Raw genomic sequence first — 12,712 nt, 5'->3', positions numbered from 1 at the left:
GCTCCGGTGCCGCGGCCCACGGGCCGCAGTCGGAAGGCGAGTGCTAGGAATGACGCTGGCTTAGGGCGTGGCGATGGCGGCGGTATCGCCCTCCTGTCCGATCAACACGGCATTGGCCCAGTTGGCGCAGACCTGCGCCGGATGCGCGCCCTGCGCGCCAAGGGTGCGCAGGCTCAGACGCTTCAGACCCCGGATATCCAGTTCGGGCTTGACCACGCCCGGCGCGCGCACCAGACCGCTGTCGAACAACAGGCGCTCGTCGCCCCAGACCTGGAATTGCAGACCGCCCGCATCGCGGCAGCGGTCGTCGATGCCCAGATCGGCGCGCAGCAAGCGCCAGTCGCCCTGCAACTGCAGGTCGAGACGGCTGTTCGCGCCCACGCCCAGGCCGCGCCGGAACTGCAGGCCGTTCATGCGCATCTCGCTGGCGCCGCCGTACGCGCGGTCGCGCGCGATGTCGGCGGGCGCGGTCAGTTCGGACAGATAGAAGTGTTGCGCCGGACGCTCCGGCGCGCGGTGTTCGAGCACGCGGAAGGTCGACAGCGCGATCGGGCCGACGTCGCGCGGGCGCTGCGCATCGACCGCGCGCGCGCCGCCGCCCTGCGCGGCCGACACCATGGGATCGCTGCCGCTGGCGGCGTCGCCGTCCGGGTTCTGGGTGCTGAGCACGCGGAAGCGCAACAGGCGGCCGGCGCGCGGCGCGAAATCGATACGCTGCGGCTCCTGTTGCAGCTTGAGCTGGCCGCGCGCGATCGGCTCGCCCCATTCGCCGTTGCTGTCGGCCAGATAGATCTCGTAATCGCGGACCTGGCCGTGCTTCCAGTGCTGATCGTTGCGCGGCGCGATCTCGATGCCGTCGACCAGGGCGCGTTCGCCGAAGCCTATCGTCCACTCGTGCGCGCCGGTGCGCACCGCCTGGTTGCGCACGCTGCGGAACCAGGTCGCCGGGTCGTCGTCGAAGGCGTTCTCCAGCGGATGGCCGGGCTCCTCAGCCGGGCGATTGACCACCTGCAGGCTGTCGGGCGGCAGCGCGCGGCCCTGCGCGGGCGCGGCCGGGAAGTCGTCATCGGCCGCGGCGGGCGCGGTCGGCAGATCGATGCGGAACGCGAGCGCGCTGCGGATGTCCATGGGCGCGGTGCGCACAAGCACGGTGCCGCGCCGATCGGCCGGATCGTAGGTCCAGCCTTCGCTGGCGGCCTGCAGCGCGGCGCGGTCGGCCAGCGCCGGCAGCGCGCGCCCGTCCAGTTCGACCGCGCGCGGGCGCTCGCGGCTGAGCAGACGCAAGGCGTAGCGGCGCTGCGGCAACTGGCCGGCGTACTCGCCGCGCTGGCCCTCGATGCGCACGCGCACTTCGCCGCTGCCCTGCGCCGGCGCCTGCATCGCGATGGCCTGCTCGCTGAACTCGCCCTTCTGGTAACGGCGCGTGTTGCCGTCGTCTTCGTACAAGACGTAGCGCGACTCGCCCTGCGGATACAGGTCCAGGGTCAGCTCGTCCAGCGGCTTCTCGCCGTCGTAGAGCATGGCCGGATACATCGGCAGGATCGCGCCGGCGCGCACGAACACCGGCAGGGTGGCCAGATCGATCTGGCGATCGAGCTGGCGGCCCTGCGCGCCGGCCTGCAGCTGGCGGCCGTCCCAATAGTCGATCCAGCGGCCCGGCGGCAGATGGATGTCGCGGCGCCAGCCGCGGCTGGCGGCCTGGCTGCGGTACACCGGCGCCACCAGCAGCTCCCGACCGAGCAGGAACTGGTACTTGTGCGCCTCGGTATAGGCCTGCGGATCCTGCGGGTAGTCCCACATCAGCGCGCGCAGCGGCGGCGCGCCGGTCAGCTCGGCTTCGCGGGTGAGGCCGTACATATACGGCGTCAGACGCATCTTGAGCTTGAGGTAGTCGCGATTGATGCTGCGATAGGGCTCGTCGTACCACCACGGATGCTTGCGCCCGGCCGAGGACCAACCCGACATGCCCATCAGCACCGGCGTGAAACTCTTCCACTGCAGATCGCGGGTGTAGGTCTCGGCGCTGCCGCCGAAGATGCCGTCGACGTCGCCGGTGGCGTAGGCCAGGCCCGACAGCCCCGAGCCGATCAGGGTCGGGATATGCCAGCGGATGTAGTCCCAGCTGCCGCTCTGGTCGCCGGTCCAGGCCACCGCGTAGCGCTGGATACCGGCCCAGCCCATCACCGTCCACAGGAACGGGCGCGAATCCGAATTCTTCAAGATGCCGTCGTAGGCGGCGTGATTGGCGTCCATCGCGAACTGGTAGCCCTTGCCGGTCCAGGCCACGTCCAGCTTCTGCACGCGGCTGCCGGCGGTGCCGACTTCCCAGGCGATCTTGTCGACGCCGTCCTCGGTCCACAGGCCGGTGCGGAAGCCATAGCGCGCCAGGCCCTGCACCACCTTGGGCAGCTCCTTGTAGCCGCAGCCGTAGCCGTCGTTGGGCAGAATCCAGCCGCCGGGCATGTCGTGCTCGCGGTACTTGCGCGCGACGCTGTCGACCACGTCCGGGGTGCTGCCGCTGGGGCCGTCGCTCCAGCCTTCGGGTACGGTGCCGGGCTTCTTCTTGTTATCGCCGTCGTTGTAGCAATCGGCGTCGCCGTAGGAGAGCGCCCAGCGCGGCAACAGACCGGCGCGGCCGGTGAGCGCGGTGTAACGGTCCAGCAACTGCGGCAGGCCGGCGCCGACGAAGTAATAGACGTCGAACCGATCCTCGCGATGCAGCAGGGTGGCCTGGTCGGGCTGGCGCAGGTCGTAGCTGCCGTCGCTCCAGGTGTTGCGCAACATGCCCCAGCCGCGCGAGCTCAACAGCATCGGCGCCGGGCTCGGGCGATCGCCCTCTTCCCAGCCGCCGGAGTAGGAGATCTCCAACTCGCGGCCCTTGAACTCGTAGCGACCGTTCTGCTGGCCGCCGCCGTAATAGTGTTCGCCCGCGTCGCTGGACAGCACCTGCACGCTTTGCTCGGCGGCCAGATCCAACGGCTGCAGTTCGCGCCACAACGCGATCGCGCGACCGCCTTCGATGCGTTCCAGCGACAGCCGCAATGGCTGGCGCTGGATATGCAGCAGCAGCGCTTCGGTGCGGATGCGCACTTCGTTCGCGTCTTCTTCGTAGGTGTGCTCGACCTTATTGACGGGCTGCGCGGGCACGATAGGCGTGGCCTTGTCGCCGTTGGCGCTGAGCTTGCCGCCGCGGCCGGCCTGCACGCGCAGCAGATCGGCGCGCAGCAGTTCGATGCGCAGGCGCGCGCCGCTGGCGGTGGTCAGCTCCCAACTCGGGGTCGCCTCGCGCGCCGGGCCGGGTGCGATCGCACGCAGGTCGCCGACCGGCTCGGCCAGCGCCGGCACCGCCGAAAGCAGCAGCCAGGACATCGCTGCGATGAGCAGGCGGCCATGGCCTCGTGCGCTGGTGTCCACCTTGCCCCCAAGCCCGCCTAACGCGGGGATCCGAAACGCTTGCGACCGACTCTAGGGCAGCCTGTCGAAATATGTCAACAAATTGCAAAGGAAAAAGAAGGATATTTTCCTCATATCGAAAGATTGTGCAAAGCACCACTTTCGTATCGAGGCACGGAATGATCGAAACTTGCGCAAGAACCGCGGAATTGCTGCTTAGCAGCACGATCCGCCCTACGGACACCGTAAACCCAAGTGCGGCGCCAAAATCTTTCAATTAGCTTTCGATGTTTGACATTTCGAAAGAAAACACTGATCGTGAGCGCGCCCAACAGGAACCATGAATGGACGCTCCCCTGCTTCCCGATTTGTCCGCCTGGCAGCGCCTGGGCGGAGCCCATACCGCCCGAGAAATCGCCCAGCAACCCGAGCTGTGGGAGCAGTTGGCGCAGGTGCTGGAGCAGAACCGCGCGCGCATCGATGCCTTTCTCGGCGACTGGCTGCGCCAGCCCGGACATCGGGTGATCTTCACCGGCGCCGGCAGTTCGGGCTTCATCGCCGAGATGGTCGCCGACCAGATCAATGCGCAATGGCCGGCCGAGGTGCGCGCCTTACACACCACGACCCTGCTCACGCATCCCTCGCTGTACCTGCAGCGCGATCGCCCGACCCTGCTGGTGTCGTTCGCGCGCAGCGGCTCCAGCCCGGAAAGCACGGCGGCGGTGGATCTGGTGCGCGAACGCGTCGCCGATGCGCGCTTCCTCGACATCACCTGCAACGGCGAGGGCGAACTCGCGCGGCGCGGACGCGATCGCGCCGACACGCTGACCCTGCTGATGCCGCCGCTGAGCTGCGACCGCGCCTTCGCCATGACCAGCAGCCTGAGCTGCATGCAGCTGGCGGCGCTGGCGGCGTTCGACACGGCGCCGTGGCCGCAACGCTTTCAGCGCCTGCACGACTTGGCCGCGCACCTGCACGAGGCGCTAGACGATTGGGCGGCGCCGGTCGCGGCGCTGGCGCAGTCGCCGTACACGCGCGTGATCTATCTGGGCAGCGGACCGCTGGAGTCGCTGGCGCGCGAAGCCGCGCTCAAGCTGCTGGAACTCACGGCCGGGCGCGTACTGGCGCTGGCCAACACGCCGCTGGGCTTCCGCCACGGCCCCAAGTCCACGCTCGACGGCGACACCCTGGTGGTGGTGCTGCGCAGCGCCGAAGCGGTGGCGCGCCGCTACGAACAGGACCTGCTGGACGAGCTGCGTCGCGACGGCATCGCCGGCCGCGTGCTCTCGGTGGGCCCCGCGCGCGGCGACGATGCCGAAGGCGATTTCAGCCTGGAGGCGCCGGCCCTGCCCGATCCCTGGTTGGCGCCGCTGTGGCTGAGCATGGCCCAGCGCTACGCCCTGCTGCGTTCGGCCGCGCTCGGCCTGACGCCCGACAATCCCTTTCCCGACGGCACCGTCAATCGTGTCGTCCAGGGCGTGATCGTCCATCGCCATGACTGATGCCGGCGCCAGCGCGCGGACCTACTACGGCCTGGACATCGGCGGGACCAAGATCGAATTGGTCGCCTGCGACGAGGCCATGCAGGTGCGCTATCGCCGCCGCGTCGCCACGCCCACGCAGGACTACGAGGCGTTTCAGCAGGCGGTGATCGAGCTGGTGCGCGGCGCTGACGCGGAACTCGGCGACAGCGGCCTCGCGGTGGGCCTGGGCGTGCCCGGCGTGGTCGACCGCGACAGCGGACGCCAGCTCAGCTCCAACGTGCCGGCGCTGACCGGCCAGCGCGTCGAACAGGACCTGCGCGCACAGTTGCAACGTCCACTGTATCTGGGCAACGACTGCCAATGCTTCGCCTTGTCGGAAGCGCAGGGTGGCGCGGCCGCCGACTATCCCAGCATGTTCGGCGCCATCCTCGGCACCGGCGCCGGCGGCGGCTATTGCCTGCAAGGCCGCCTGATCGCCGGCTACAACGGCATCGCCGGCGAATGGGGCCACTGGAGCGTGCCGGCCGCGCTGCTGCAGCGCCACGACCTGCCGCTGCTGGACTGCGCCTGCGGCCTGCGCGGCTGCATGGAGCGCTACGTGTCCGGCAGCGGCCTCGCCCTGATCCACCAACAGCTCGGCGGCGACGCCGTCGACGCCAGCGCGATCGCACAGCGCGCCGAACAAGGCGACGCACAGGCGCGCCAGGCGTTGGCGATCCATCGCGACCTGCTCGGCTACGGCCTGGCCGGCCTGGTGCTGACGCTGGACCCGCACGTGATCGTGCTCGGCGGCGGCCTGTCCAAGCTCGACGCCCTGTATCGCGATCTGCCCGCCGCGGTGGCCGCGCATCTGTTCGGCGGCCCGCGCGTGCCGCCGATCCTGCCGCCGATGTTCGGCGATGCCGGCGGCGCACGCGGCGCCGCCGTGCTCGCACGTCAACGCCATCGCACCGTTTGATCTTCGAGACCCGTCCATGTCCGCCGTCCAAAGCCTGATCGCCGCCCACCGCCAAGGCGAAGCCGTCGGCCTGTACAGCGTGTGCTGCAGCAACGAACAGGTGCTGCTGGCCGCGATGCAGGTCGCGCGCGACTACGGCACCGTGCTGTTGATCGAGGCCACCTCCAACCAGGTCGATCAGTTCGGCGGCTACACCGGCATGACCCCGGCGCAGTACCGCGACTACGTGCTGGCGCTCGCGCAGGCCCAGGACTTCCCCGGCGAACGCCTGATCCTGGGCGGCGACCATCTGGGCCCGAACGCCTGGCAGCAGCGTCCGGCCGCCGAGGCCATGGCGCATGCGCGCGAGCTGATCGCCGCCTACGTCGGCGCCGGCTTCCACAAGATCCATCTCGACTGCAGCATGTCCTGCGCCGACGATCCCACGCCGCTGCCCGACGAGATCGTGGCCGCACGCTCGGCGGACCTGGCACGCGTCGCCGAACGCACCGCCGCGCAGGCGGGCCTGGCGCCGCCGGTCTACGTGATCGGCACCGAAGTGCCGGTGCCCGGCGGCGAAGCCTCGCTCGCGGGCGGCGTCGCGGTCACCGCACCCGACGCGGCCGCACGCACGCTGGAGATCCATCGCCAGGCCTTCCTCGCGCCGGACCTCGCGCCGGCCTGGGAGCGCGTGATCGCGATGGTGGTGCAGCCCGGCGTCGACTTCGACCACAGCCACGTGCAGCATTACGACCCGCAGGCCGCGCAGGCGCTGTCGGCCTTCGTCGAAAGCCAGCCGCGCATCGTCTACGAAGCGCATTCCACCGACTACCAAACCGAAGCCTCCCTGCACGCGCTGGTTCGCGATCACTACGCCGTGCTCAAGGTCGGCCCGGCCGCGACCTACGCCTACCGCGAGGCGGTGTTCGCGCTGGCCGCGATCGAACGCGAGCTGCTGCCGCCGGCGCAGTGCTCCGACCTGGTCGAGGTGCTGGACCGCTGCATGCGCGAGCAGCCCGCGCACTGGCGCAAGCATTACCACGGCGACGAGCGCCAATTGCGCCTGCTGCGCACCTACGCGCTCAGCGACCGCAGCCGCTACTACTGGGGCGAGCCGGAGGTGCGGGCCGCGCTGCGCACGCTGATCGACAACCTGCGCCAGACCCCGCCGCCGGCGATCCTGCTCAGCCAGTTCATGCCCGAGCAGCAGCGCGCGGTCGAGGCCGGCCGCCTGGCCGCCGAGCCGCTGGCGCTGATCCGCCACAAGATCCACGGCCGCCTGGCCGAGTACGCGCGCGCCTGCGCCCGCAACGGGGCCGGCGCCGGGACCGGAAACGAAACCTCCGCAGCCAACACGCTTTCGTAAGGCTAAGCTTTCGCTTCCGTTCCGAACCTCCAGGGCCCGTCATGCGAAACACCCGCCAACGCCGGCAACAGATCCTGCAGCTGCTGGTCCAGCACGGCAACGTGCAGGTCGCGGATCTGGTGGAACGCTACGGCGTGTCCTCGGTGACGATCCGCGCCGACCTCAGCCACATCGAATCGCAGGGGTTGGCCACGCGCAACCACGGCGGCGCCACCCTGGTGCGCACGCCGCCGCAGGAACAGGACATTCACGAGAAGGACGCGCTCAACCTGCCGCTGAAGGAATCCATCGGCGCGCATGCGGCGCGGCTGGTCAAGCCCGGCGACAACATCATCATCGATTCGGGCTCGACCACGATGACCCTGGCGCGCCACCTGCGTCAGCATCGCGACGTCACCGTGATGACCAACGGCCTCAACATCGCCTGGGAGCTGGCCAACGCGCCCGGCGTGGAGCTGCTGCTCACCGGCGGTTTGTTGCGCAAGCAATCGCTGTCGCTGCAGGGCAGCCAGGCCGAGGCCAGCCTCAATCCCTACAGCTTCGACGCCGTGTACCTGGGCGTGGACGGCCTGGACCTGCAGTTCGGGTTGACCACCCACCACGAGGCCGAAGCCAGCCTCAACCACCGCATGGTCGAGCACGCGCGCCGGGTCGTGGTGCTGACCGACGCCTCCAAGTTCGGTCGCGTGAGCCTGCACCGGATCGCGCGCCTGGATCAGATCCACACCGTCATCACCGACGACGGCATCAGCAGCGAGTACCGCGAAGGACTGCAGCGGCTGGGCATCGAGGTGATCATCGCCGAGTCGCCACCTTGACCACGCCACGCGTATTGCACGGCCGCATCCTCACCGCAACGGGATGGGTGCGCGGAAGCATCGAATTCGACCAACGCGTGCGCCGCATCCGCGCCGCGCACACGGACCAGGGCAGCGACGACGACGCGCTGATCCTGCCCGGCTTCATCGATCTGCACGTACACGGCGCCGCCGGCGTCGACCTGATGCAAGGCGGCGACGCCGCACGCACGATCGCGCGCACCCATGCGCGCCACGGCACCACCGCCCTGCTGGGCACCACCATGACCGCGCACGAGGACGACATCGTCCACGCCCTGCGCGGGCTCGCCGCGGCGATGGCAGCACCCGAAGCGGGCATGGCGCGGGTGCTGGGCGTGCATCTGGAAGGCCCTTACATCAGCCTGGAACGTCTGGGCGCGCAGCCGCCGCTGGTGGTCGAGGCGACCATGGAGCAGGTGCGGCGCCTGCACGCGCTAGCGCCGATCCGCGTGCTCACTCTGGCGCCCGAGATCGGCGAACATCGCCAGCTGATCCCGCAACTCGCGGCGCTCGGCATCCGCGTCCAGCTCGGCCACAGCGCCGGCAGCTACGAGGACGGCGTGGCCGCGCTGGAAGCGGGCGCGGCCGGCTTCACCCATCTGTTCAACGGCATGACCGGGCTGGACCACTACCGCCCCGGCATCGCCGCCGCCGCGCTCGCGCATGCGCAGTACGCGGAGCTGATCCCGGACCTGCAGCACGTGCACCCCGGCGCGATCCGCGCCGCCCTGCGCGCGATCCCCCGCCTGTACTGCGTGACCGACGCCACCGCCGCCACCGACATGCCCGATGGCGAGTACGCGCTGGGCTCGCAGCGCGTGCACAAATGCCTGGGCTGCGTACGCCTGTCCACCGGCTCGCTGGCCGGCAGCGCGCTGACCATGGACCAGGCCCTGCGCAACCTGGTTTCGCTGGGCCTGGACCTGGCCGACGCCTCCCACCGCCTGTCGCTGTATCCGGCCGATTACCTCGGCCTGCACGAGCGCGGCCGCCTGCAGGCCGAGGCCTGGGCCGATCTGGTGGTGCTGGATCCGCAACTGCAACTGCGCCAGGTCTTCGTCGAAGGCGACGAGGTCGCCCTGAGTTAAGCGGCACCCGCTCGAGTCGCAACCACCCGCACCGCCATCGCCCGTTCGGCGCGCACGCGCACCGCACGCCGGCTCACCCGCACACAGGATCGGCCCGATGAACGACGCTACCGCCGCCATGTCCCCGCCCGCCGCCGCCGACACGCCGCGCTGGAGCATCCGCTACCTGTTGTTCATCGCCGGCATGGGCGGGCTGCTCTACGGCATCGACATCGGCATCATCGCCGGCGCCCTGCCGTATCTGGAGGCGACCGCGACCGCGAGCTGGCACCTGAGCAGCCAGCAACTGGGCTTCGTGGTGGCGGCGGTGCTGCTGGGCAGCGTGCTGTCCTCGCTGTTCGCCGGCGCCATCGCCGATCTGATCGGCCGGCGCGGCGCTATGCTGCTGGCCGGCGTGCTGTTCACCCTCAGCATTCCGGTGATGGCGCTGGCCTCGGGCTATCTGCCGCTGCTGCTGGGCCGCTTGCTGCAAGGCATCAGCGGCGGCCTGATCGGTGTGGTCGTGCCCTTGTACCTGGCCGAGGTGCTGAGCCCGGAACGCCGCGGCCGCGGTGCGGCGATGTTCCAGCTGCTGCTCACCGTCGGCCTGGTGTTGGCCGCGGCGATCGGCCTGTATCACGCGCACGCGGTCGATGCCGCGGCGGCCTCGGTGCAGTCGCTGGCCGCGGCCGAACAGCAACGCGTGCTGTTCGCGGTCAAGGATCATGCCTGGCGCACCATCTTCTGGAGCTGCCTGCTGCCGGGCTTGATCTTCAGCGCCGGCGTGCTGCTGCTGAGCGAATCGCCGCGCTGGCTGGTCCGACGCGGCCGCGTCGAACGCGCACGCGCGGCCCTGCAGCGCACCGTGCCCGCCGCCCAAGTCGAGGCCACCCTGCAGCAGATGCAGGCGCCCGCGACCGCCGCGACCGGCAGCGCACCCGAACGCGACCGTCTGCTCAGCCGCCGCTACGTCTGGCCGTTCCTGCTGGCCTGCGCGATCCTCGCTTTCACCCAGGCCACCGGCATCAACTCGGTGCTGGCCTATGCGGTCAACATCCTCAACCAGGCCGGCCTGCCCGGCGCGGCGGCCAACTGGGCCGACGTCTCGATCAAGCTGCTCAACGCGGTGATGACCGTGGTCGCGCTGGTGCTGGTCGATCGCAAGGGCCGCAAGTTCCTGCTGATGCTGGGCAGCGGCGGCATCGCGCTGTCCCTGCTCGCGGCGGCGCTGTTGTTCGTGCAGGCCGAACGCGGCTCGCAGGACGTGCGCCCGCCCTTGCAGCAAGCGATCGCCGGCGACGCCCTGTCGCTGCGTTTCGATACGGCGCAGTGGCAACGCCTGGGCGTGGACCCGACGGCGCAGCCGCAGCAGCTCACCGTGGCCTATGCCTATGCCGGCTTCAGCAACGTGCGCTCGCTGCGCAGCGACGCGCTGGGCGATACCGAGCTGACGATCCGGCGCCAGGACAGCGTCCAGGCCGACAGCGTGATCGGCGCCTTCTTCCGCCGCATCCATCTCAACCCCTTCCCCGATCCCGCCGCGGCCGCGCAGGCGCCGCTGCGGATCGAACGCGCCAGCCTGGGCCCGGTGCCGCCGCCCGCGCACGGTTGGGCGGTCGCGGCCTGCATCCTGGTGTTCGTGGCGTTCTTCGCGGTCGGCCCCGGCGTATGCGTGTGGCTGGCGCTATCGGAACTGATGCCCACCCGGATCCGCTCCAACGGCATGAGCATCGCCCTGCTCATCAACCAGTTCGTGTCCACCGTGATCGCCGCGATCTTCCTGCCCACGGTCGGCCACTACGGCTACGCCAGCATGTTCTTCTTCTGGGCCGGCTGCACCGTGGTGTATTTCCTGGTTGCCGCGTTCTTCCTGCCGGAGACCAAGGGCAAGTCGCTGGAACAGATCGAGGCGCACTTCCGCTGAGGATCGCGGCGCGCGGCGCGCGCCCGGCGGCGCTTCAGCCGATGGGCAGGTGCAGGCGCAGTTTGCGCAGCAGCCGCGCCAACTCGGCGCTTTCGGTCTTGCTGAGTCCGGCGACGGCCTGCTCGGCCTGGGCGAAACGCGCCTGGATGGCGCGGTCGATCAGCTTGCGACCCTTGGGCGTCAGCGCCGCGGCCAGCGCGCGGCGGTCGTGGTCTTCGTGGCTGCGCACGATCAGCTCGCGCGCCTCCAGCCGGTTCAGGCAGGCCGTCATCGCGCCGGAGGTCAGCAGGACCGAACGCCGCAGCAAGGTCGGCGTGAGCCGATACGGCGCGCCCGAGCGTCGCAGCGTGGCCAGCACGTCCAGCTCGGTGTAGCTGAGCTCGGTCTCGCGCAGGCTCTCGCTGGCACCGGTCTCCAGCAAGCGCCCCAAATGCAGGATGCGGCCGACCACCGCCATCGCCGACGCATCCAGGTCGGGCCGCTCGCGCCGCCAATCGCGCAGCAATTGATCGACGACGTCTTCGTCGGGCTTGGGGATCTGCGATTTTGCGGACTGGGGCATACGCCGATCCTATCCAGGCGAAGTATCTCCACATGAAGATACTACGCCCGGAGGATCGCTACCGGCTCACTTCAGCACCTGCTCCGCATCGACGATCTCCACGCCCTGCATCTGCCCGAGCAGGCTGTCGAACCAGGGCTTGTGCGAACTGCCGACGATGGACAGCACGCGCGCGCCCGGTCGTTCGCGGAAAGTCTCGCGGATATTGGCGACCATGCGCAGGTTGCGGGTTTCCCAGCCGGCCACGTAGAGCTGGCCGTAGCGCTGCGGCGAGGGGTCCTTCAGGGCCGCGCCGAAATCGGCCGCGATCGCGATGCGCATCGCTTCGGGGCGGTTGATGTAGCGATACAAGCCCAGCATGTCGCCGGCCTTGCTCAGCGCATCTTCGCCGTCGCGCATGGCCTGCGCCGCGGGTGCCCCGGCGGCCCAGGCCTGCTGGACCGCCTTGCCGAACGCCTCGACATCGCTCGCGTCGACGTTGTCGCCGGTATGGTCGTCGACCGCGTGCACGCGCTGCAGACCCAGTCGCGCCGCCAGCCGCGCCGCGATCGACGCGTTCTCGTTATTGCTCAGCGCGGCCTTCTCCAGCATCGCCACCAGCGCATCGTCCAAACCGTCGCCGACACATCGCTCCGACTCCGGCAACTGCCACCACTGGACCAGGGCCGAGTTGCGGTCGTCGGCGGCCAGAAACAGCGACGCAAGGCGGCGACGCTGCGCGGGGGTGGGCGCCGCCGGCCATTGCTTCAGGGTCTTGTGGACCTCGCCGATCGCCGTCGGCACGTCCAGCCCCGTCGCCGCCTTGATCGCATCCAGCTTGCGGCAATACCCGCCCGGACCGTCCGGCCCGCCGTAGATCGCCGGATGCCGGGCCACCAGATCGCATTGCTCGCCGGACAAAGCCTCAATGGTGATGATGTCCGGCTTGAACGCGGCCAGCCGCTCCAGCACCGGCGCCAGCGACGCGCGCTCGAAACCCTCCGGCATCTGGCTCAGATGCACCGAGCCCAACACCAGCACCTGCGTGCGCGGCCCCTGCATGCCCTGGTCGAGGGTGGACAAGTCCACCTGCGCGCAGGCCGGGCCCGGACCGATCAATCCCAAGAACAGACCCCAGATCGCCCATGTTCTAGCCAATGT

At 69.9% G+C, this 12,712-nt stretch carries 9 protein-coding genes; 6 read left to right on the top strand and 3 right to left on the bottom strand.

What is annotated here, in order from left to right; all coding sequences use genetic code 11:
- Window positions 1–60 precede the first annotated feature (60 nt).
- Window positions 61–3,369 carry a TIM-barrel domain-containing protein gene (locus ASE35_RS08390; RefSeq protein WP_057163560.1) on the bottom strand — a complete coding sequence of 1,103 codons (3,309 nt, stop codon included), beginning with the start codon at window positions 3,367–3,369 and terminating at the stop codon, window positions 61–63.
- A 368-nt stretch (window positions 3,370–3,737) separates the two neighbouring features.
- On the opposite strand from ASE35_RS08390, the gene ASE35_RS08385 reads away from it, so the two are divergent.
- From ASE35_RS08385 to ASE35_RS08360, 6 genes are all read left to right on the top strand, one after another.
- Window positions 3,738–4,895, top strand: coding sequence for an SIS domain-containing protein (locus ASE35_RS08385; RefSeq protein ID WP_057163559.1), 1,158 nt, complete (start codon window positions 3,738–3,740; stop codon window positions 4,893–4,895).
- Window positions 4,888–5,835, top strand: a complete 948-nt coding sequence (locus ASE35_RS08380; RefSeq protein WP_057163558.1) for an ROK family protein — start codon at window positions 4,888–4,890, stop codon at window positions 5,833–5,835. Before ASE35_RS08385 ends, ASE35_RS08380 begins: the two co-directional genes overlap by 8 nt.
- 16 nt (window positions 5,836–5,851) lie before the next feature.
- Window positions 5,852–7,180, top strand: a complete 1,329-nt coding sequence (locus tag ASE35_RS08375; RefSeq protein WP_057163557.1) for a D-tagatose-bisphosphate aldolase, class II, non-catalytic subunit — start codon at window positions 5,852–5,854, stop codon at window positions 7,178–7,180.
- Between the two features lie 41 nt (window positions 7,181–7,221).
- Window positions 7,222–7,998, top strand: coding sequence for a DeoR family transcriptional regulator (locus tag ASE35_RS08370; protein ID WP_057163556.1), 777 nt, complete (start codon window positions 7,222–7,224; stop codon window positions 7,996–7,998).
- Window positions 7,995–9,107 (top strand): N-acetylglucosamine-6-phosphate deacetylase, encoded by a 1,113-nt coding sequence (locus tag ASE35_RS08365; RefSeq protein ID WP_057163555.1) that lies wholly within the window; start codon window positions 7,995–7,997, stop codon window positions 9,105–9,107. Before ASE35_RS08370 ends, ASE35_RS08365 begins: the two co-directional genes overlap by 4 nt.
- A 97-nt stretch (window positions 9,108–9,204) precedes the next feature.
- Window positions 9,205–11,010: an MFS transporter gene (locus ASE35_RS08360; protein ID WP_057163554.1), complete on the top strand. Its 1,806-nt coding sequence runs from the start codon at window positions 9,205–9,207 to the stop codon at window positions 11,008–11,010.
- A 34-nt stretch (window positions 11,011–11,044) separates the two neighbouring features.
- Here ASE35_RS08360 and ASE35_RS08355 read toward each other — a convergent pair whose 3' ends face one another.
- Together ASE35_RS08355 and ASE35_RS08350 are read right to left on the bottom strand one after the other, a co-directional pair.
- Window positions 11,045–11,572, bottom strand: a complete 528-nt coding sequence (locus ASE35_RS08355) for a MarR family transcriptional regulator (protein WP_057163553.1) — start codon at window positions 11,570–11,572, stop codon at window positions 11,045–11,047.
- Window positions 11,573–11,638: 66 nt separating this feature from the next.
- On the bottom strand, window positions 11,639–12,709 hold the full coding sequence (locus ASE35_RS08350) for a DUF5694 domain-containing protein (protein ID WP_082611186.1): 1,071 nt from the start codon (window positions 12,707–12,709) through the stop codon (window positions 11,639–11,641).
- Window positions 12,710–12,712 lie beyond the last annotated feature (3 nt).

Origin of the sequence: Lysobacter sp. Root916 (genome assembly GCF_001429785.1) — a bacterium.
GTDB lineage: Bacteria > Pseudomonadota > Gammaproteobacteria > Xanthomonadales > Xanthomonadaceae > Lysobacter.
Note: the sequence above shows the minus strand (reverse complement) of the source record. Positions and strands in the feature narration are given on the sequence as shown.